This is a genomic window from Microbulbifer agarilyticus S89 (assembly GCF_000220505.1).
Lineage (GTDB): Bacteria > Pseudomonadota > Gammaproteobacteria > Pseudomonadales > Cellvibrionaceae > Microbulbifer > Microbulbifer agarilyticus_B.
Map to the genome: position 1 here is coordinate 33,451 of NZ_AFPJ01000010.1, position 22,117 is coordinate 55,567.

The following is a 22,117-nucleotide window of genomic DNA, read 5'->3' on the forward strand; positions in this document are numbered from 1 at the left end:
TATCACTTACCACTATGCGTGTTCGTGTAGGTGCCGGCTTACAAGGTCTGTCGCCGTGAATGAAGCCGAAATGCTGAATGGAAGTTTTTGAAAACCGTCGGCGACATGGACGTCGCCGACGGAGCATACAGGGATGTACTTGTGCGTTTTCAAAAACTTCCATTCAGTGTTTCGGCGCCACGGAGGTAATACAGAGCTCCCGAACGAAGCTCGCAGGCCTTAGTGCCCGCCCAGCACCTTCTCAATCTCTTCCGGCTTGTCGTGCACACCAAAGCGGTCAACGATGGTGGAACTCGCCTCGTTCAGGCCAATCAGCTCGACCTCGGCACCCTCACGACGGAACTTCACCACCGACTTGTCCAGAGAGTACACCGCCGACACATCCCAGAAGTGCGCACGGCTCAGATCAATCACCACCTTGTCCAGCGCCTCTTTAAAATCAAACGCCGCAACAAACTTGTCTGCAGAATTGAAGAACACCTGCCCCACCACCTTGTAGGTACGGCAATTCTTCTCTTCATCCAGCTCCGAGCTCACATACATAAAGTGGCTCACCTTGTTGGCGAAGAACAGCGATGCCAGCAGAACACCCACAAACACGCCGAATGCCAGATTATGGGTAAACACTACCACAATCACTGTGGACAGCATCACCAGATTGGTGGATAGCGGCAACTTGTTCAGGTTGCGAATGGAGCCCCAGTCAAAGGTACCGATAGACACCATGATCATCACCGCCACCAGCGCCGCCATCGGGATCACCGCCACCCAATCGCTCAGGAACACCACCAGGGTCAGCAGGCCAACACCGGCCACCAGCGTAGACAGACGGCCGCGGCCGCCGGATTTCACATTGATCACAGACTGGCCGATCATTGCACAGCCCGCCATGCCGCCCAGCATGCCGGCACCGATATTGGCGATACCCTGGCCCTTACACTCGCGGTTCTTGTCACTGTTGGTGTCCGTCAGATCGTCCACGATGGTCGCGGTCATCAGGGATTCCAGCAAACCGACCACCGCCAGACCGGCGGAGTACGGGAAGATGATCTTCAGGGTTTCAAAATTCAGCGGTACGTCCGGCCACAGGAAGATTGGCAGGGTATCCGGGAGCTCACCCATATCGCCCACGGTCCGGATATCCATCCCCATAGTCACCGCCACCGCAGTCAGCACCAGAATACACACCAGTGGTGAAGGCAGGATCTTGCCCACCACCGGCACATAGGGGAACAGGTAGATAATGCCGAGGCCCGCCGCGGTCATGGCATACACATGCCAGGTCACATCGGTGAGCTCCGGCAACTGCGCCATAAAGATCAGGATGGCCAGGGCGTTCACAAACCCCGTGACCACGGCCCTCGACACAAAGCTCATCAGGCTGCCGAGTTTGAGATAGCCGGCAATGATCTGCAGCACCCCCGTCAATAACGTGGCCGCAAGCAGGTACTGTAACCCGTGCTCCTTCACCAGCGTCACCATCAGCAGCGCCATGGCGCCGGTGGCGGCGGAGATCATGCCCGGGCGGCCGCCCACAAACGCGATGACCACGGCAATACAGAAGGACGCGTAGAGACCAACACGCGGGTCGACACCGGCAATGATGGAAAAGGCAATGGCTTCCGGGATGAGGGCCAGCGCGACCACAAGGCCGGCGAGCACGTCACGGCGGATGTTGCCAAACCAGTCATTTCTGGTGGACGACAACAGGGTATTGGAGAACTGCATAATCAGAAGAGCCTGTCTGGGGAGTCTTGTTCGGAATCCTGCTTTCTTCGGCGCGCAATCTTCACCGGAAAACAGGGGCGCGGATTCTAGCATCTTGGGGTTGCTGGCTAAAGAACACCCAAATGTTTTTCAGCCCGGACCGGCAATCCGTGCGGGCCCGGGTCCCATGTCACCTAATTCCTCTGCTGTCCGATACCACGGACACCCGCTGTCCGGACACTTTCTGCGGACACCTCAGTTCCGCCCCGACAATTCATAAAATATTTATTTACCTTACAAATCAATAGCTTATACGCAATTAACACCTTGGCACGGCAATTGCGATAAGGCCGCTGCATCCAGAAAAATCCACGCTGCATCCGGGGCAGAAAAAACCTGCGTCAGAGTGGCAGAACAAAACAAATCGATTCACAGCACTTGGGAACAACATGATCAGAGATACCTCAGGGCAGGACGTCCAGCTCGCACCGCAAAGCCCGTGGAAGAGCCCGCGCCTGCTCAAGCGCGTCGGCCTGGGTATGGGCGCAGCCGCGTTCGTGGTGTGGGGACTGATGAGCTGGCAAAGCACCAACGCCGTGGATGCCCGCCTTTCCCTGTCGCGCATCAATATCGCTGCGGTGGAGCGCGGGGACCTGGTCCGCGACCTGGTGGTTCAGGGCAAAGTCGTTGCGGCCAATAGCCCTACCCTGTTCAGCCCGGCTCAGGGCATCGTCAAATTCGCGGTCAAGGCCGGTGACACCGTCAGCACCGGGCAGTTGCTTGCAGAGGTCGACAGCCCGCAGCTGCAAAACCAGCTCGCCCAGGAAAGTGCGCTGTACAACAAACTGAGTGTGGAACTGGCGCGCCAGAAAATTCAGGCGAAACGCCAGCGTCTGGAGAACACCCAGAAGGCCGACCTTGCCAAGGTGGACCTGGCGGCGGCGCGCCGCGAATTGAAGCGCGCACAGATTTCCCTGGAAAAGCAGATTATCCCCCAGCTGGACTTCGAAAAGGCCAGCGATGACCTGGCACGCGCAGAGCTCGAATACGCGCAGGCGGTACAGAATGCATCGCTGGAAAACGAGGCACTCACGTTTGAAACCCAGACCCTGCAACTGCAGGTTGACCAGCAAAGACTGCAGATGGAAGAACTGCAGCGCAAGGTCAACGAATTGCACATCGTATCCCCGGTAGACGGCACCATCGGCAGTCTCGCCACCACCCAACGCGCCGCCGTCGCCGCCAACGCGCCGCTGCTCACCGTAGTCGATCTGACCAGCTTCGAACTGGAAGCCGCGGTGCCGGAGAACTACGCCGATGACCTGGGCCTCGCTATGGCTGTGGAAGTCACCATGGGCTTCGAAAAGCTGCCCGGTGAGATCACCGCTATCGCACCCGAGGTGATTAACAACCAAGTTACCGCCCGCGTGCGTTTCACCGATGGTCAGCCCGCTAATTTGCGCCAGAACCTGCGCCTTACCGCCCGCGTACTCCTGGAAAGCCGCGAGAACGTCATGCTGGTGAAACGCGGCGGCTTCCTGGAGCAGACCGGCGGTCGCTTCGCCTGGAAACTAACTGACCAGCAGCAGGCCGTGAAGGTGCCGATCACCATCGGCGCGTGGGGGCTCAACCAGGTTGAGATTGTTTCGGGGCTCGAGGTAGGCGACCAGATTATCACCTCCGCCGCCGATGAGCTGGACAAGGCACAACTGGTTGCCCTGAAAGATTGATACCGCAACGAACTCATAAACGCAGAACTGAATTAAAGATCACGCAACTTCGAAGACAAGGAAATTTACCATGCTAAAAATGCAAAACATCCGTAAAAGTTATCGCACCGACACCATCGAGACCCATGCGCTGCGCGACTTCAGCCTGGAGGTGAACGAGGGAGAGTTCGTCTCGGTTACCGGCCCCAGCGGCTCCGGCAAAACCACCTTCCTGAATATTGCGGGCCTGCTGGAAACGCCGACCGGTGGCCAGTATCTGTTGGACGGCCAGGAAGTCGGCAACCTTTCCGATAGCGAGCGCTCACGTCTGCGCAATGAGAAAATCGGCTTTATCTTTCAGGGCTTCAACCTGATTCCTGACCTGAACCTGTTCGACAATATCGACGTGCCGCTGCGCTATCGTGGTTTCAATGCCAAAGAGCGTCGTCGCCGCATTGAAAAATCCCTGGAACAGGTCGGTCTTTCCGCCCGCGCCAAACACCTGCCCGCGCAGCTCTCCGGTGGACAGCAACAGCGTGTGGCGATCGCCCGCGCCCTCGCCGGTGAACCACGCTTCCTGCTCGCGGATGAACCAACCGGTAACCTGGACTCGCTGATGGCACGCCAGGTGATGGAACTTCTGGAGTTCATCAACGAATGGGGCACCACCATTGTCATGGTGACCCATGACCCGGACCTGGCCCGCCGCGCGCAACGCAATATCCAGATCGTCGACGGCCAGGTATCCGACCTGCGCCAGACCATTGCGCAACCCGAAGCCGCCATCGCCTAAGCTGAATCCGAGAAAAGGAAACCGAAATGATCGGCTATTACATCAGCCTCGCCATGCGCAGCCTGCGGGGCACTCCTATTCTGAGCGCGCTTATGATCGCCGCAATCGCAGTCGGTGTCGGCGCATCCATGACCGTACTCACGGTTAACTACATGACCTCGAAAAATCCGCTAGAGCACAAAGACAGCGTACTGTACGCAGTACAGCTGGATAGCTGGGATCCGAACGAATCCTACAACCGCGGTGGGCGGGGCAATCAAATCCCATGGCAGCTGACCTATCAAGACGCAACTGCCCTGCTGCGTTCGGAAATTCCCGCGCGCCAGGTTGCCATGCACCGGTTTGGTTTCACCGTCACCACTGACGATAGCCAGGTGCGCCCTTTCGTGGCTAACGCTCGGGTAACCACGCGGGATTTCTTCGGCCTGTTCGACGTACCGTTCAAGCACGGCGGCACCTGGGAGAAAAGTGCCGATGAGACCCCCACCCTCAGCGTGGTTCTGTCCAGCGCAACCAACGCCAAAATCTTTGGTGAGAAGAACAGCGTCGGTGAAGTTATCCAACTGAATGGCGAACCATTCACCGTCGTTGGCGTTATTGAAGACTGGAATCCGTCACCCAAGGTACATGACCTCAACAATGGCGCATTCAACGACTCGGAAGAGATCTACATCCCGTTTGGCCTGCATCGCAAATTTGAAATCCACAGTTGGGGTAACAATAACGGCTGGAACAGCGGTGGCAACGAAGGCGTGACCGGCTATGAGGCACACCTGCAGAGTGAATCCGTATGGATCCAATACTGGGTGGAGCTGGACAGCGCCGCGCAAAAGCGTGATTACGAAGAGTTCATCACCAACTATATCCGCCAGCAAAAAGAGCAGGGGCGTTTCCAGCGCCCGCTGAAGTTCGCCCTCACGCAACCTTCCGAATGGCTGGTGCTGAATGAAGTACTGGACCAGGACAGCCGGGTATTGGCCTGGTGCGCACTGGCATTTTTACTGGTGTGTGTCGTCAATGCGGTAGCACTGCTGCTGGCAAAGTTCCTACGCAAGGCGCCAGAGGCTGGCGTGCGTCGGGCACTAGGTGCGGGACGCGGCTCGATATTCACCCAGCACCTGATTGAAAGCGGCTGCATTGGGCTGCTGGGCGGACTTGCCGGCATCGTACTTACACTCGTGGGGCTAGCCGGTATTCGTGTACTCACCGACGACGGCTTTGACCGGGTGGCACAAATGGACTGGGCTATGGTGTTTGCCGCAATCGCACTGGCGGTTTTCGCGAGCCTGCTGGCCGGCCTCTACCCGGCCTGGCGTATCAGCCGGACCAATCCTTCTGTTTACCTGAAAACGCAATAAGCCAGAAAAGGAAACTATCGTGTTTGAAATCAAACCCATGCTATCCGCCCTCTGGCGAAACAAGATATCCGCGCTGCTCATCGCAGTGCAGATCGCCCTCACCCTCGCGATTGTGAGCAACTCGGTAACGATCATTCAGGAGCGGCAACAAAAGATCGATCGCCCCACCGGGATCGATGTGGAAAATCTGATCGGTATTACCTTTATGCCGGTACCGACCGAGTACGACATGGCTGGTGCCGTGGTTGCGGACCTGGATCTGTTACGCTCGATGCCAGGTGTCATCGATGCGAGCGTGACCAACCAACTGCCGCTATCCGGCTCTGGCTCCGCCAGCGGTTACTTTCTCGAACCGAATCAGGAGATCGGCGATCTCACCGCAAACTACTACCATACGGACCCGCACTTTATTAACACGCTGGGGATGAAGCTGGTAGCGGGACGCAACTTCCGCGAAGATGAGATGAAAATTCTCGGTGCGCACGACAACCAAATTTCCGATGTCGCGATCGTCACCCAGCAATTTGCCGACAGCGCCTTCCCGGAAGAGAGTGCACTCGGTAAATACCTGTACTCCGGCCGCGATGATCATCCGACCAAGATTATTGGTATCGTAGATCGCCATCTTGGAGCCTGGCCGAGCTGGAACCTGGCCGGAAACGTGGTGTTTAACCCGATGTTGATCACCGGCAATCACAAACGCTATCTGGTAAGAACAGAACCGGGACAGCGGGACGCCGTATTCAAACAGCTGGAAGACAAGCTGGCGGAACGCGACCCGCAGCGCGTGATCCATGTCGAAACCACGGAAGAGAATAAAAGGCAGAGCTACTCTGGCGATAACCTGATGATCAAAATGCTGTCGGTGGTTGTTGGGCTGCTTACCTTCATCGTGGCACTGGGTATTGTGGGGCTCACCACCTTCTGGATTAACCAGCGCACCAAGCAGATCGGTATTCGCCGTGCCCTGGGTGCCAGCCGCAGCAACATCAGCCGTTACTTCCTGGTGGAAAACAGTATTATCGCCGTTACCGGCCTGACGCTGGGGGGCACCGCGGCACTGATCATCAACGAGGCCATCGCCAATAATTTCTCGCAGCCACCACTGTCACTTTCTCTGCTCATTGGCTGTGCGATAGTATTACTGGTAGTCAGCCTCACCGCGGCACTGGTGCCGGCGCTGCGCGCTGCGAACATCTCGCCGGCGACAGCGACACGGAGCGTATAAAAACTCGATTATCCGCTACTGAGCTCCTGCGCCCCCTGCCGGGCGCAGGAGCACCGTAAAGTAAGTTTAAGACCACCGCAACAGGAAGCGCGCGTTGGACAAAGTACTCATCATCGACGACAACACCAGTATCATTTCTGCCTTGTCACTGTTGTTGTCTCTACACGATATTCAGACTCTTTCCGCCATTACCCCCCAGGCCGGCCTACAGCTGTTGCGGGAAAATCCGGACATCAGTCTGGTTATCCAGGACATGAACTTCACTGCCGACACCACCTCCGGGGAAGAAGGCCGTGCACTGTTTTTTGCCCTGCGTGAAATCCAGCCCGATATCCCGGTCATTCTGCTTACCGCATGGACCCAGTTGGAAATGGCGGTAGCGCTGGTAAAAGCCGGCGCGGCCGACTATGTAGGTAAACCCTGGGACGACAACAAGCTTATCGCCACCATTAAAAACCTGCTCGAATTACACGACCTTCAGCAGCAACAGCGGCAATCCCAGAGTCGTGCGCAACAGGCTCGAGAACTGCTGCAACAGAAGTTTGACCTGCAGAGCGTGGTTTACCGCAGCCAGAGCGTGCAGACGCTGCTGGAAATGGCCACGCAGGTTGCCCACTCGGATGTACCGGTGCTGATTACTGGCCCCAATGGTGCCGGCAAGGAAAAGATCGCCGATATCGTGCAGGCGAACTCCAGCGTAAAAGACGGCCCCTACATCAAGGTCAACGTGGGCGCACTGCCCGAAGAGTTGATGGAAGCCGAGCTGTTTGGTGCGGAAGCCGGAGCCTATACCGGCGCAGGCAACAAGGTGCGTCAGGGGCGATTTGAAGCGGCCGATGGCGGCACCCTGTTTCTGGACGAGATCGGCGAGCTCTCCGCCAGCGGTCAGGTAAAGCTGTTGCGCGTATTGCAGACTGGGGAATTTCAACGGCTCGGCAGCAGCCAGACCCGCAAGGTACAGGTGCGCGTGATCAGCGCCACCAACAGCAACCTGCAGGAAATGATTGCCGACAGCAGCTTTCGCCAGGATCTGTTCTACCGTCTGAATGTGATTGAGCTGAAGCTCCCTCCCCTGAGTGACCGGCCGGAAGATATCCTGCCGCTCGCCCGCGGGTTTCTGGCCAAAACAGGCAAGCAGCTGAGTGCCCAGGCGCAGCAAAGCCTGATGCGTTATCGCTGGCCAGGGAATGTGCGCGAGTTACAGAACGTGATGCAACGGGCGGCAGTACTCACGCAAGGCGACATTGTCGAAGAGTCGACCCTCGCGCTTCCCGAAGACAGCCTGGCCAAGGCACCTGAGCACAGCTTTGAACCCAGCCGGGAACTGCTGGAGCAAACCCTGGCCAATTGCAACGGCGTGATTGCCCAGGCTGCGCGCGAGCTTGGCCTTAGCCGTCAGGCGCTGTATCGGCGTTTGGATAAGTATGGTATTCCTTACTGATGCGAACACCGTCCACGCCCAAAACTTCTATCGAAGGGAAACTCTTTGCCACCGTGCTGCTGTCGGTCGCAGTTGCGACCGGTATTCCCTTTGGACTCACCCAGCTCGGCGTACCACCGATACTCGCGTGGAGCATCGGGCTGCTGCTGGGGCTCACCGCTGCATTCCTGCTCATGCGCCCGATCACCCACAAAATCAATCAGGCGCTGCAAAGCCTCGAAGGCGGGCTGCTGAACTTTCGCGACGGCGATTTTTCTATTTCGCTGGCGCTGGACAGCCATGACCAGTTTGGAAAACTCGCCAATCTGTACAACGAGGTCGGTGAAATCCTGCGCAGGGAACGGGCACATATCCACCAGCGCGAACTGCTACTGGATACAGTGATCCAGAGTTCACCACTGGCTTTGCTGCTCATCGACCAGAGCCAGCACGTAATCTATGCCAACACCAGTGCACGCCACCTGCTGCACCAGGGGCGGCCGCTGCAGGGCCATCTACTGTCCAAAATCTTACCGCATAGCCCCAGGGAACTGGCGCAGGCCATCGAGCGCGAGCAGGATGGGCTGATTAGCTACCTCGACGGCGAGGCCACCCATACCATGCATATCAGCAACAGTACCTTTGTGCTGAATGCACAAAAACACCGCCTGGTGCTGCTGCGTGAAATGACGCGCGAGCTGACCCGCGCGGAAGTTCAGGTGTGGAAAAAAGTCATTCGTCTGATCAGCCATGAACTGAACAATTCGCTCGCGCCAATATCCTCCATGGCCCACAGCGGAAAATTACTCTCCCAGAAAATCGATTCGCAACAGCTCGCCGGGGTGTTCGATGTCATCGCGGACCGCTGCAAGCATCTCACCGAATTTACCCAGGGCTATGCACGTTTCGCCAAGCTGCCACCCCCGGTGTGTGAAGAGGTGGCCTGGGATACGCTGGTTTCCCGCGTACAGCCACTGCAGCCGTTCACCCTCACCGATACGCTGCCCAGCCGGCCGGGCTACTTCGATCCAACACAGCTGGAGCAGGCGCTGCTGAACCTGCTGAAGAATGCCGCCGAATCCGGTAGCGCACGGGAAGATATTTCGGTGCGCATCCAGACAGATGCACACGGGCAACTGCTGACGGTCGCGGACCGCGGCACCGGGATGAATGATCAGGTACTGCAGCAGGCACTGCTGCCGTTCTATTCGACTAAGCCCGGCGGGGTCGGACTGGGCTTGGCGCTGTGCCGGGAAATTGCCGATGCCCACGGCGGGCAGGTGCAATTACACAACCGGGCCAGGGGTGGCCTCAGGGTAACCATCTGGCTCCCCTGGGCAGAGACAGGCTAAGTCAAAAACTTTGCGACGCGGCCGATTAGCCCGCCTGCGCTTCCATGGAATAGCAGCGTAAACCTTCGCTGTACAACCAGCAGCGACCGCCTTCCGGGCATGGTGCCTCCAGTTCCAGCGGCGATGTGCCAGCAGGACACAGCTGCGCCTGCCCGGCATTACACCAGGCCCCGGTGTCCAGTTGATAACAGATCGAATCATTCACCAGACAGGCGTCTGCAGTGTGCGTCTCGGCGTGACCGGCAAAGCAATTCCGTGGAAAAGCGGGCATCAGGTTGGCAGGTTGTGGGCGCTGATAAAAGGCCCCGGGGGTGCCGCTGAGGTCACACCAGAACCCATCGAGGCTGGCTGCGTTTTCCACCCCGTCACCGGTGGTGGCGCAACCCGTGCTCAGCACGGCAAATAGCAGGCAAAACAGGCGCAGTTTCATGATCACATCCTCTGTGATTATTCAGGTCGTCCCAATTGACCTTAAATTCTCGCACTGGTACCCGCGGAACAGAGCTTACTTTTCGTAGACGATACAGCGGCGACCACCAGAAATTTCATAGCACTGAGCGGTTGCCGGGCAAATCGAACCCGGTGCCAGCTCTTCCGCATCTCCGGGACAGCCATCATAGTTCGTCTTCTGCTCAGCCACAGGCTCCCGCGGAATTGGCGCACTGTTAGGGTAGACCACCTGATCACGCACGCTGCTCGTGCCGCAGGCCGCGACCAGCGTTACCGCCGCCAATAAAGAAAATAGGGTCGTTCGCTTGTACATGGGGTCTCCTTAAAAAATGGGTGGCGGTTACGCGTACCAGCGCCAACGGCACTGGCACTAGCGCATCAGTACACGCGCATAACCGGGAAAAACCAGCAGGCGGAGCCCACCCGGCTATCGCCAGCGTCGGTGGCACACTGTTGATTGGCCGCCTGCGGTGCTGCTGTATTCGGCAGGTAATTCCCCACCTCGACAAAGTTTGCACGCTGGCTCTTGCTTTCGGGACTAAAGAAAAATGGATCGTGACTGATGTCGTCCTCATAGGGAAGGAAGATACAACCTTGTATGCACACGGTGGCGCCTAACACCACTCCTGCAATCCCTCTGCGACTCATGGCGCTTCTACCTCACAACTGAAATTGCCCTAACCGCTTATCGGGAAACCGACGTTTCCGCTTCCGATATTTTTAGTCTAGCTGGCAGGAAGGGTTGGACGCCGCTGTACAGTTTTTAACCGCAATAAAATGCGCAGATTTCAACCTCAGGATCACCGGGCCGCCATTCGTGAGCAGCTGGCGCATTATCTATCTGCAAAACGCGAAATTTCGCACAAAAAAAAGCCGGTGGGATTAGCCACCGGCTTTCATATGCCAAGTCTGCAATCGAGATTACAGCAGCAGTCGGCGCACGTCTGCCAACACTCCGGCGAGGTAGGTCAGGAAGCGACCAGCGTCGCCACCGTTGACGGCGCGATGGTCGTAAGACAGCGCCAGCGGCAGCATCTTGCGCGGCACAAACTCCTTGCCGTTCCACTCGGGGCGCACAGACAACTTGGAAACACCCAGGATACCCACTTCCGGCGAATTCACGATCGGCGTGAAACCCGTGCCACCGATGGCACCCAGGCTGGAGATGGTAAAGCAGGCGCCCTGCATATCGCGCGGCTTCAGCTTGCCATCACGGGCGGCGATCGCCAGTGCGGTGGCTTCTTCCGCCAGATCGTACAGGCCTTTTTTATCCACATCACGAATCACCGGGACCATCAGACCTTTCGGTGTATCTACCGCCATGCCGATATGCACGTAGTCCTTCTTAACAATGTGCTCGCCATCGTTGTGCAGGGATACGTTAAAGCTCGGCACTTCACGCAGCGCAGCCGCCGCTGCTTTCAGCAGGAAAGGCACCGGGGTGAGTTTCACGCCACGCTTCTCTGCTTCCGCTTTCATCGCCTTGCGGAAATCTTCCAGCTCGGTGATGTCTGCATCGTCAAACTGGGTAACGTGCGGTACGTTCAGCCAGTTGCGCGACATGTTCGCGGCGGTGATCTTGTGGATCTTGCTCATCGGCTCGGTAGTGACCGGGCCAAACTGGCTGAAGTCGATTTCCGGCATCGGCGCAATACCAATACCGCCACCCACTCCACCGGCAGCACCACTTTCCGCTTTCTTCACCTGCTCCTTGATGTAGGCGTGCAGGTCGTCTTTGGTCACACGGTTGCGCGGGCCGGTCGGCTTTACCTTGTTCAGGGTCACACCCAGTTCACGGGCCAGCTTGCGCACGGCGGGGCCGGCGTAAACTTCCGCCGACGGCGTGTGGTCGCGTTCGACATGCGGGTCGCGCTTGGGCGACGCTGACGGCTCATGCGCCGCTTCCGGTGCAGCCGCTTGCGGCGCCGGAGCGGGCGCTGCTGCCGGCGCAGGCGCCGGAGCTGGCGCACTAGCGCCCTCACCGCCACTTACGCCACCAGCAGCAGCCTTGATCACGCCAATCACGTCACCGGTGGAAACCTTGTCGCCTTCCTTCACGGAGAGGGAGACGATGGTGCCGGAAGCGGAAGACGGCACGTCCATGGACGCCTTGTCCCCTTCCACCACGATCAGGGCATCACCCTCTTCTACCGAGTCACCCGCAGCAACGGAGAGTTCAATCACGTCCACCGCCTCGGCGCCGCCGAGATCGGGAACCTTGAGTTCCTGTTCCGTCTCTTCAGCGGCAGCGGCGGCGGGTGCCGGGGCAGGCGGCTCTTCTGATGCTACTGCCGGTGCAGGTGCGGCTTCTTCCGCCACCACTTCTGCAGACTCTTCTGCAACGTCGCCAGCGGCGCCGGTTTCCATTTCACCGATCACGTCGCCTTCGGAAACCTTGTCACCTTCCTTGACGGAAATGCTCAGGATCTTGCCGGCAACAGGTGCGGGAACGTCCATAGAGGCCTTGTCGCCCTCCACAACAATCAGCGCATCCTCTTCCGCGACGGTGTCACCCACCGCAACCGCAATTTCAATTACGTCTACCTGATCGGCGCCGCCGAGATCAGGCACTTTAATGACTTGTTTTGCCATGTCTTGCCTTCCTTAATTCAGCGGGCCTTAAACCAGACGCGGGTTTACTTTTTCCGGATCGATGTTCAGTTTCTTGATCGCGTCTGCGACTTCTTTCGCATCGATAACACCCTGGTTAGCCAGGCCAGTCAGCGCAGCGATCACCACGTAGTTGCGGTTCACTTCGAAGAAGCGACGCAGCTGCTCGCGGCTGTCGGAACGACCGAAGCCGTCGGTGCCGAGTGCGATCATGTCGCCGTCGATAAACTCGCGCAGCGGCTCAACGTAGGAACGAATGTAATCGGTAGAAATCACCACCGGGGTTTCGTTGCCTTCGAACTGCTCGCCAATCCAGGATTTACGGGCTTCCTCGGTCGGGTGCAGCATGTTCCAGCGCGCCACGTCCTGCGCTTCGCGGGAAGCTTCGGTGGCGGAGGTCAGGTTCCACACGTCAGAGGTAACACCGAACTGGTCAGCGAGAATGTCCGCGGCGGCCAGTACTTCGCGCAAGATAGAACCAGCGCCCACCAGCTGTACGTGCTTCTTCGCCGCCTTGCCTTTGCCCGGCTTGCGCGAATTGTTATCCAGCTTGTAGATACCGCGAATGATGCCTTCTTCAACGCCCTGCGGCATTTCCGGCTGCAGGTAGTTTTCGTTCTCAATGGTGATGTAGTAGAACAGGTTCTGCTGCTCTTCGTACATTTCCTTCAGGCCCTGGCGCATGATTACGGCGAGGTCGTAACCGTAGGCCGGGTCGTAGCTCTTACAGTTCGGGATGGTCGCAGACAGTACGTGGCTGTGGCCATCCTGGTGCTGCAGGCCTTCCCCGTTCAGGGTGGTACGGCCGGCGGTGGCACCAATCAGGAAGCCGCGCGCCTGCATGTCACCCGCCGCCCAGGCCAGGTCGCCAATGCGCTGGAAGCCGAACATCGAGTAGTAGATGTAGAACGGCACCATCGGTACGCCATGGTTGCTGTACGCGGTGGCGAGCGCCATCCACGCAGACATCGCACCGGCTTCGTTGATGCCCTCTTCCAGCACCTGGCCTTTCTTGTCTTCCTTGTAATACATGATCTGGCCGTGGTCGACCGGCGTGTATTTCTGGCCTTGGGAGGAGTAGATACCCAGCTGACGGAACAGACCTTCCATACCGAAGGTACGGGCTTCGTCCGGCACGATCGGCGCAACGTTCTGGCCCATCTTCTTGTCTTTCACCAGCACCGACAGCGCGCGTACGAATGCCATGGTGGTGGAGATTTCGCGGTCGCCGGAGCCTTTGGTCAGAGCACTGAAGGCGTCCAGTTCCGGAATTTCCAGCTTGGCCACGTCCACGCTGCGCGACGGTACCGGGCCACCCAGAGCCTTGCGACGCTCGGCCATGTACTTCATTTCCGGGCTGTCCGGAGACGGGCGGTAGTAAGGGACTTCTTCGATTTCCTTGTCGGTAATCGGGATCGCAAAGCGGTCACGGAAGCGCTTCAGTGCCTCGGTGTCCATTTTCTTCACGTTGTGGGTATCCATCGCCGCTTCACCGGCTGCACCCAGGCCGTAACCTTTCACGGTTTGCGCCAGGATCACGGTCGGCTTGCCCTTGCTCGCCATCGCTTCGGCGTAAGCCGCGTACACCTTGTACGGGTCGTGGCCACCGCGGTTGAGCTTCATGATCTCTTCGTCGGAGAAGTCCTGGACCATCTCCTTCAGCTCCGGGTACTTACCGAAGAAGTGCTCACGGGTGTAGGCGCCACCGTTGGCCTTGAAGTTCTGCATTTCACCATCGACGGTTTCGTCCATGACTTTCTGCAGCAGGCCTTTGTCGTCTTTCTCGAACAGCGGATCCCACAGGCGGCCCCACAGGACCTTGATCACATTCCAGCCGGCACCGCGGAACACGCCTTCCAGTTCCTGCACGATCTTGCCGTTGCCACGCACCGGGCCATCCAGACGCTGCAGGTTACAGTTGACCACGAAGACCAGGTTTTCCAGCCTCTCGCGGCCCGCCAGGGCGATTGCGCCCAGGGATTCCGGCTCGTCACACTCACCGTCGCCCAGGAATGCCCACACCTTGCGATCGCCGCGCGGAGACAGGCCACGGGCAGACAGGTAACGCATGATGTGCGCCTGATAGATCGCCTGGATTGGGCCGAGACCCATGGATACGGTGGGGAACTGCCAGTATTCCGGCATCAACCAGGGGTGCGGGTATGAAGAGAGGCCGTTGCCGTTCACTTCACGGCGGAAGTTGTCCAGCTGCTCTTCATCAAAGCGGCCTTCCAGGTAGGAGCGGGCATAGATACCCGGGGCACTGTGGCCCTGGAAGAAGATCAAGTCGCCGCGCTCTTCCCCTTCATTACCACGGAAGAAGTAGTTGAACGCAACATCGTACAGGGTCGCTGCCGATGAGAAGCTGGCGATGTGGCCGCCGAGGCTGTCACTGTTGGAGTTGGCACGTACCACCATGGCCAGCGCATTCCAGCGGATCAGGGAGCGGATACGACGCTCCATAAACAGGTCCCCGGGCATACGCTTTTCCGCTTCCGGCGGAATGGTATTGCGATACGGGGTCGTAATAGCTGCCGGCAGCTGTACGCCGGTGTTGGTCGCGCGATCAGACAGCTGCTTGATCAGGAACGCGGCGCGCTCCTTGCCGCTGTGGCGGATAACCGCCTGCAGCGCGTCCAGCCATTCCTGCGTTTCCTGAATGTCGGTTTCTTCGTGCATCAAATGCTCCTCGGCGAATATACGACGTCGAGTCGGTGTTTTTTTATGGTCAGAATTTTTTGCCGCGCAACAGTACCGCAAATGCGGGGAATTCCCCCGAGTCAGGCACCTTCCTCGCCAATTCACCACCAAAAATGGCCGGAAAAGCGATTTTCGCTGATCAGCAGTTCGATACTGACTCGATTCCAATAAAAGGGCTGTGCGACGGAATACCGCCGGCTGGGAACCAGTGGATTCGGTTACCGGCTCGACTTTGAATTCGGCGTTGAATTCACGACCTGCTAAATGTAGGGCCAGCGCCTTGCAGCGCACAGGCATCACCACATAAAAACAGGCGGTAAGTGCTCAAGCGGGGGCGATTGTAGTATTACTACAAAACTTTTTCCAGATAGGACAATTAGTAACAAATAAAACCAAATTGCAAAACAAATAGTTTTCTGAAAGCGGTATTGGCGGATGAATTTGTCGTCAATAAGTGAAATTCTATTACAAAATAGAGTCCAGAAATCACCTTTTGGTCACGCATGTACCAACGAAAGCGGGATTGGCGGGATGGTGACTTCCCACGCCAGCCTGTGTTGCGCCGCTCCGTCAATAACCAAAAGCGCCGATTGACCTGCAACATTTACCCCGTGCTCAGCCCTGAAACCCGCCCAATATCGGCGGGCGAGGCGAGTATCAGGGGACCCAGCGCGCTTACAATTTGATCACCTGCGCCTCTGGCACCGGCTCGGCGTAGACCAGATAGCGCAGCGGCCCGCCCGCCTCTAAGGCGCCAAAGGGATAGCAGGTAACCAGCAGCAAGCCGGGCCGGTCGCTCACTGGCAAGGTCTCGCGTGAACTGTCCACCACTCGGGTACCCCGCACGCGATAGTGCCGCCAGCGCCCGTCGCGCCCCTGCAGTTGCACCCCCATCCCCACCTGCAATTTTTCCAGGCCGCGGAAGTGTGTATCGCGGTGTGCGGCAATAACCGTGGTGCGCACGGGCGTATCATCACCGTGCTGTTGCGTCACCGGCAGTGTTGAAGCCTCATGTAAGCCGGGCCCAAAAGCGAGCGCTTCACCACTGGTCCCCTGCAACACCACCAAAGGTTTTTGCTGGTCCAGTTTGAGTCGCGCCACCGGCCAGGTATCCGCCCAGGGCCACGGCTTGTGAATCTCCCCCGCGTGCAACTGACGCTCCCAGGCACTGCTGATCAGGTATTGAGACAATTCCGCTTTCGCCAGAATCCAGCTGGCGCCCGCCAGCTGCCATACACCGGCAGTGATCAACAGCAGTGGCAGCAAGCGCTTAGACAGCCACATGCGGCTCATTGCTGCACCCCTGTAATACGAGTGCCGATCGCGCGCGGAGGCAACTCGCCTGATTTTATTGTGGCCGGAGAAAGGCGTCGCGCCAGGAGGTGTTCCAGACGCGTTCGACAGCGACGTACATCGGGGGTGAGACCACATAGCAGCGTACGCACCCTGCGCATGATTGCTGCACGTGCGCGCAGCCCCATGCCCCCGAGGAGCAACAGTAAAGCGGTAAGAATCTGTCCGTAAACACCAGTTGCGGTGGAAGGATAGGTAAAGCGCTGTAGGTTCTGGCCGCTGGCAACCGCATTGGGCACGGAACTGGACTTCCACGCCTCCGCCTGCGGACGCACCGGGGTCTCTTCGACAGCAACAAAGCTGGTATAGGGGCTGGCCAGCTGGTGACGCAGCGCCAGCGCGAGGATTTGCTGCTTGAGGGGATCTGCAACCACTTCGGCCTGTTCACCATCGCCTGCCGTTCTTGCCAGGGGGCCGCGCTGGCGTTGCATATCACGCAGCGCGGCAATTTTTGCCCGCGCCCACACACTGCCTATTTGATCGCCCTGCTGATCCACGACTAATTGCGCCAGAGAAATAGTGCGGGAAAAGCGCTTGCCTGCAAGGCGGCCACTGACAACCAGCTCACCGCTGGACGGCATCCCCAGGGGCTGACCTTCGATTCGTGCAACCAACCGCACGGGTTCCCCCAAATACAGATCGGGCAGCTGCTTTGGATAAGCTTCGAGTTTGATGCCCCGCGGAAAGTCTACGCGCAGGTCGGTCACCAGCGGGTTTTCCAGCTTCTCGAACAGGCGCCCCATTTGCGCCTGTACTTCCCCCAGGTCACCGATATGCACCGCACTGCCGCGGCCTATTTGCGCCGCTTTGGTCATAAAGTGACTGTTGGACGCTGAGCCAATGCCCACGGTAAACAAACGCACCTGGCCGAGTCGCTGCTGGATGATTTCAAACAGTGCGCGCTCATTGCCAACCGCACCATCGGTAATAAACACCACCTGACGTACAAGCTCGCCCGCCTGTTCATCCAGCTGCTGGGATAAGGCTTCTTTCAACGCCGGCGCCATCTCGGTACCGCCGGTGGCACTCAGCGATTCCACCCAATCCCGTGCGCGGTGAATATTTTCCTGACTGGCGCTGACTGGGCGTGGATAAAAAGACCGATGATGGCTGTTAAATTCAATAATATTAAAGCGGTCCTGCGCAGCGAGCCGCGATAACGCCAACAGCAGACTTTCCTTGGCCTGACGAATCGAGTTGCCGCCCATGGAGCCGGATGTATCGACTACATACACTACTTCCCGGGGCAACTTGCGAGTTGCGCCGGGTTCCCGCGGAGGCAACAGCAACAATTGCAGGTACTGTGCGCTGCCATCTTGTGATTGCTCTGCAAACACCGCGGCGGAAGGCATGGAAGACATCTGCGGCCGCCAGTGCAACACAAAGTCACGGTCCATGGGTGCCGAGCCCCCTTTCAACTGGACCTGGTACCGATTCCCGTCCTGGCGTCGAAAGTCCACTTCGTGATAGGGGCTGTAAATGTCTGCCAGCGGCAACCCCATGCCGAGGTCGATATGAATCGACATCTGGTGGCTGCCACGGTTTGCCAGTTCCGCCATCGGCACCATGAAGGGGGAAATATGCTGCGCATCCGGAACCTGGTCCGTAGGCAGCGACCAGCCGTGCGAATTGAGCGCGAGTTCTTGTGCAGACTCTTGTGCAGACTTTCGAGAGAGCTCGCCCGATACCCCGGGAATATAGCGAGGTGTAAGGGTACTCGGCAGGCGCAGGCTGAACTGATCGCGATCAAACTTGAGCGTTTGCAGATAGCGCACCTCAACGGCAATTTTTTCACCCGGTGCGATATTGGCGACACGACTGGTAAACATGTTCGGCCGCTGCTGTTCCAGTAACGCTGCGCGCTTGCCCGCCGCGCGCGCTTCGGTATACACCTTCTTCGCCTCTTCACGCTCGCGCACCTTGCCGACAATTCTGCGCTCGCCAATTACAATCTCCATGCCGCGTACCGCGGCATTTTCCGGCAGCGGCAGTACGTAGACGGCCTCCCGCCAGTGATTGCTGGTGTTAATATATGTCTGTGCAATGTGCACTTCGGCCACCAGGCCACGCACCCGCATGTCGACCGCGGTCGACAGGTGCAACGCCGGCTCAAAGGTTCCCTCCTGCTCACCGACAAACAGTAAGTCGCCGCTGCCGGCATCCTCTAACGCCACCTCCTCAAACGCCGGCGCTTGCGGTGCATCATCCGCGCTCGCCCCGACGGCAGCAAGGAGCACCGCGAGCGTGGTCACGGCGAACAGTAGCCAGCTACCGACGCGGCTTTTGCGATAGCGGCGGCGGTAATATTCGCTGGTAGGAAGAATCAGCAAGTCGCGCTCGATGCGCGGTGATGGAAAAAGCGGTCGGTTCACGAGAGCCTCCAAATCAATGAATGGAGGTATTACACACAGACAATCGGGCACTGCCGGGGAATCAATCGGGCGAGCTGCGGGTCAATTGTGGCGAAACATGGCAGGGCAAAAATACGATGCCAAAAACGCAGAAACCGGCACGGGGCCGGTTTCTGAAAACTTGGGGATAAGTGGGAGCCTAATCGATCAGGCCATACCCATCGCGCAATACGTCGATAATTTCCGCCTTGGGGTTGTCCGAAATCACCAGTTTTTCGCCAATGATCTTTTCCGCGATACCCACATAGGTATTAGAGACCGCCATCAACATGGATTCCGGCAACTCATTGTCACGGGCAAGCGCCAGACGCTCATCCATACGATCTTTATTCAGCAGAATGTCCGGATCCGGAAAATGGTTCAGCAGTGCCTGACGGAAACCTTCTTTGGAGTTTTCCACAACTTCGCCATTGCGGTACTGGGGGCCATCCCAGATACGGGACGAGTCCGGGGTACCCACCTCATCCATGTAGATCAGCTTTTCGCGACCATCTGCGTCGCTGACATAGCCGAACTCGAACTTGGTATCCACAAACACCTGGTCCAGTTTCTCCAGCTCTGCGGAGATAACATCAAACCCTTCTTGCAGAAGCTGCTCGTAGCGATCGATATCCGCAGCGCTCTGGAAATTAAACGCGGCAAAATTCGCCAGAATATTCTGGCGAGTAATGTTTACATCGTCCGCTTCCGGCACCCCCGGGATTCCCTTGAGGATCCCCTTGGTAGACGGGGTAATCAGCAGTTCGGGAAGCTTCTGGTCTTTTTGCAGGCCGTCCGGCAGCTGGATACCACAGAACTCCCGTTCGCCCTTGCTGTAGGCGCGCCACATAGAGCCGGTAATGTACTGACGGGCAATGGCCTCAATCATCACCGGACGCGCCTTCTGCACAATCCACACCGCGGGGTGGGGAATATCCAGAATATGGCTGTCTGCCAGGCCCTGCTCCTTAAAGCGCTTGAACCAGTGATTGGCCACAGCATTCAATGCCGCCCCCTTGCCGGGCACGCCACGCAGTCCATTCTCACCCTTCCAGATGCAGTCGAATGCCGACATGCGGTCGGAAATCACCATCACGGCCAGCGGCGCATCCGCAGCCACCGGGTAGCCCTTCTCCTTGATCAGGCGGGCGCTGTCTGCCTCGGTCAACCAATAGACCGAGCGTACCTTGCCACTGTGGACGGGCTTGTCGGTGCGAATCGGGAGATCGTTGTTCACCGCGAGGACTTTGTCTGCGAGGCTCATGGAGGTTCCTGTGCCGTTACAAGGACGGGTATAGATAATAGATAGACAGAAGCCCCGCGGCAGCGGGGCGGAAAATTCAGGCGCGGGATTCTAGCAAACCCCCTATCACTGAAACAGTGACAAGCCGAACCAAATGCCGGCCCTCAATCAGTGCCGGTTGCCCGGCTCAGGCTTCGCTGTCGGCACTGGCCGCCGCCTCCCTGGCCCACTCGGCCTGATGCTCACTGGTGGGCCAGGCATTCAGGATGGCCTTGGCGAGCGTGGCCAGCGGAATGGCAAAGAAAACACCCCAGAAACCCCAGATACCGCCGAACACCAGCACCGCGAGAATAATCGCCACCGGATGCAGGTTAACCGCCTCGGAAAACAGGATCGGCACCAGCACGTTGCCGTCCAGCAACTGAATCATGCCGTAGGCAAACATCAACCAGAAAAATTCACTGCTCCAGCCCCACTGGAACAGGCCGATCATCGCCACCGGAATGGTCACCACCGCTGCCCCGATATAGGGGATGAGCACCGACAGGCCCACCGCGGCCGCCAGCAGCAGCGCGTAATTCACCCCCAGCAACAGGAAGGCCGCGTAACTCACCACCCCGACAATGGCAATCTCGATCACCTTGCCGCGGACATAGTTCGCCACCTGGTCATTCATTTCGTACCAGATCTGGCGCAGCATGGGACGCTGATGGGGCAAGAACGACGCGCACCAGCGCAGCAGCTGCTTGGAGTCCTTGAGGAAAAAGAACACCAGAATCGGCACCACTACCAGGTAAATCAGCACCGCCGCCAGAATCGGCAGGTTGGCCAGCGAGAAGGTCAGCAGAGTCTGGCCGATACCACCCAGCTCGCTGCCTACGGTATTGAAGATTTCATCGATTTGCTGCGCGGTGACCAGGCGCGGATATTGCTCCGGCAATAACACCAGCAGATCCTTGCCACTGGCGATCATATTGGGCAACTCGGAAACCAGGCGCACCGCCTGCCGCCAGATTATTGGCAATACCACAAACAACATGGCGGCGATGATGCCCACCAGTACCAGGCAGGCAATCGTCACCGACAGCCAGTGCGGCACCTTCCAGGACTCCAGCCGCTGCACCATGCCCTGCATCAAAAAGGCAATCACCAGCGCCGCCAGCACGGGCGCCAGCACACCGCCCAGTGTGGCGAGCACAATCAGCCCAGCCAGCAACAGCAGTACCAGCAGCACCACCTCTTCCTGGCCGAAATAGCGATTTACCCACCCCTTCACAATCGCATACATAAATGCTGTTCTCTCGAAACTCTTTGATATCTAACTAAGATCTAACTCAGATCAAACTTAAAACTATTTGCGTATCGACTTGTTGCGCATCTACTTGCGCATCTAGCGAGTGTCGATCGCTCGTCCACCGCCGCGTTCAGTGGCCACAGGGTCATTGGTCAATCTGCTGCAGCCAATAATGGAAGAATTCACCATCAATTTCCGCACGCAGCAAGCGTACGCCACTCAACGTGCAAAAGCTGCGAATATCTCGCTGTGACGCGGGGTCGGTGGCAATCAAATGCAAGATTTCACCCGGCGGCAGCTGCTTCAGGGCCCGCCGCATGGCGAGCAGTGGTTGCGGGCACGGCTGGCCGCTGGCATCTACCCTTACAGCAGAGGCCCACACACTATCCGGTGCCTGACTGGTCTGATTTGCGGAGCTGGTCATAAAAACGCGGTAAAGAACCGTAAATGCGGTGAATTATACCGGTGCCCATGGGTCAATGGGCCATGGAGCTGAACCTTTTACCCGGG

The 22,117-nt window shown here is 58.1% G+C and carries 17 protein-coding genes; 6 read left to right on the forward strand and 11 right to left on the reverse strand.

The annotated features are described in order from the left end of the window. Positions 1-219 precede the first annotated feature (219 nt). Complete coding sequence (locus AS89_RS0103645) at positions 220-1,728, reverse strand: SulP family inorganic anion transporter (protein ID WP_010130986.1); 1,509 nt, start codon at positions 1,726-1,728, stop codon at positions 220-222. A gap of 428 nt (positions 1,729-2,156) precedes the next feature. Between AS89_RS0103645 and AS89_RS0103650 the strand changes: the two genes are divergently transcribed. The 6 genes from AS89_RS0103650 (at position 2,157) to AS89_RS0103675 (ending at position 9,567) form a co-directional block, all read left to right on the forward strand. After that, positions 2,157-3,437 (forward strand): efflux RND transporter periplasmic adaptor subunit, encoded by a 1,281-nt coding sequence (locus AS89_RS0103650; protein WP_010130987.1) that lies wholly within the window; start codon positions 2,157-2,159, stop codon positions 3,435-3,437. A 70-nt stretch (positions 3,438-3,507) separates the two neighbouring features. Next, positions 3,508-4,209, forward strand: coding sequence for an ABC transporter ATP-binding protein (locus AS89_RS16825; RefSeq protein ID WP_010130988.1), 702 nt, complete (start codon positions 3,508-3,510; stop codon positions 4,207-4,209). 26 nt (positions 4,210-4,235) lie between these two features. Continuing rightward, positions 4,236-5,567 (forward strand): ABC transporter permease, encoded by a 1,332-nt coding sequence (locus AS89_RS0103660; RefSeq protein ID WP_010130989.1) that lies wholly within the window; start codon positions 4,236-4,238, stop codon positions 5,565-5,567. 19 nt (positions 5,568-5,586) lie between these two features. Next, a complete protein-coding gene (locus AS89_RS0103665; RefSeq protein WP_010130990.1) occupies positions 5,587-6,795 on the forward strand; it encodes an ABC transporter permease in 1,209 nt (402 codons plus the stop codon). 94 nt (positions 6,796-6,889) lie between these two features. Beyond that, positions 6,890-8,236: a sigma-54-dependent transcriptional regulator gene (locus AS89_RS0103670; RefSeq protein WP_010130992.1), complete on the forward strand. Its 1,347-nt coding sequence runs from the start codon at positions 6,890-6,892 to the stop codon at positions 8,234-8,236. Continuing rightward, on the forward strand, positions 8,236-9,567 hold the full coding sequence (locus AS89_RS0103675) for a sensor histidine kinase (protein WP_010130993.1): 1,332 nt from the start codon (positions 8,236-8,238) through the stop codon (positions 9,565-9,567). Before AS89_RS0103670 ends, AS89_RS0103675 begins: the two co-directional genes overlap by 1 nt. 25 nt (positions 9,568-9,592) lie before the next feature. Here AS89_RS0103675 and AS89_RS0103680 read toward each other — a convergent pair whose 3' ends face one another. The 10 genes from AS89_RS0103680 to AS89_RS0103725 all read right to left on the reverse strand — a co-directional run bounded on the left by AS89_RS0103680 (position 9,593) and on the right by AS89_RS0103725 (position 22,031). Continuing rightward, a complete protein-coding gene (locus tag AS89_RS0103680; protein ID WP_010130994.1) occupies positions 9,593-9,997 on the reverse strand; it encodes a hypothetical protein in 405 nt (134 codons plus the stop codon). 75 nt (positions 9,998-10,072) lie between these two features. After that, positions 10,073-10,330, reverse strand: a complete 258-nt coding sequence (locus AS89_RS0103685) for a hypothetical protein (protein WP_010130995.1) — start codon at positions 10,328-10,330, stop codon at positions 10,073-10,075. 65 nt (positions 10,331-10,395) lie between these two features. Beyond that, positions 10,396-10,665, reverse strand: coding sequence for a hypothetical protein (locus AS89_RS0103690; protein WP_138976361.1), 270 nt, complete (start codon positions 10,663-10,665; stop codon positions 10,396-10,398). A 273-nt stretch (positions 10,666-10,938) separates the two neighbouring features. After that, positions 10,939-12,609, reverse strand: coding sequence for a dihydrolipoyllysine-residue acetyltransferase (gene aceF, locus AS89_RS0103695; RefSeq protein WP_010130997.1), 1,671 nt, complete (start codon positions 12,607-12,609; stop codon positions 10,939-10,941). 27 nt (positions 12,610-12,636) lie between these two features. Then, positions 12,637-15,306: a pyruvate dehydrogenase (acetyl-transferring), homodimeric type gene (gene aceE / locus AS89_RS0103700; protein ID WP_010130998.1), complete on the reverse strand. Its 2,670-nt coding sequence runs from the start codon at positions 15,304-15,306 to the stop codon at positions 12,637-12,639. A gap of 696 nt (positions 15,307-16,002) precedes the next feature. Beyond that, positions 16,003-16,620 carry a class GN sortase gene (locus AS89_RS0103705; protein ID WP_010131000.1) on the reverse strand — a complete coding sequence of 206 codons (618 nt, stop codon included), beginning with the start codon at positions 16,618-16,620 and terminating at the stop codon, positions 16,003-16,005. After that, the gene (locus AS89_RS0103710; RefSeq protein WP_010131001.1) at positions 16,617-19,052 is read right to left on the reverse strand and encodes a marine proteobacterial sortase target protein; all 2,436 of its coding nucleotides are present in this window, start codon (positions 19,050-19,052) and stop codon (positions 16,617-16,619) included. Before AS89_RS0103710 ends, AS89_RS0103705 begins: the two co-directional genes overlap by 4 nt. A gap of 178 nt (positions 19,053-19,230) precedes the next feature. Further along, on the reverse strand, positions 19,231-20,334 hold the full coding sequence (locus AS89_RS0103715) for a phosphoribosylaminoimidazolesuccinocarboxamide synthase (protein ID WP_010131002.1): 1,104 nt from the start codon (positions 20,332-20,334) through the stop codon (positions 19,231-19,233). A gap of 166 nt (positions 20,335-20,500) precedes the next feature. Then, on the reverse strand, positions 20,501-21,601 hold the full coding sequence (locus AS89_RS0103720) for an AI-2E family transporter (RefSeq protein WP_010131003.1): 1,101 nt from the start codon (positions 21,599-21,601) through the stop codon (positions 20,501-20,503). A gap of 151 nt (positions 21,602-21,752) precedes the next feature. Further along, entirely contained in the window at positions 21,753-22,031 is a 279-nt protein-coding gene (locus AS89_RS0103725; RefSeq protein ID WP_010131004.1) for a sulfurtransferase TusA family protein, read from the reverse strand. Between the last annotated feature and the right edge of the window lie 86 nt (positions 22,032-22,117).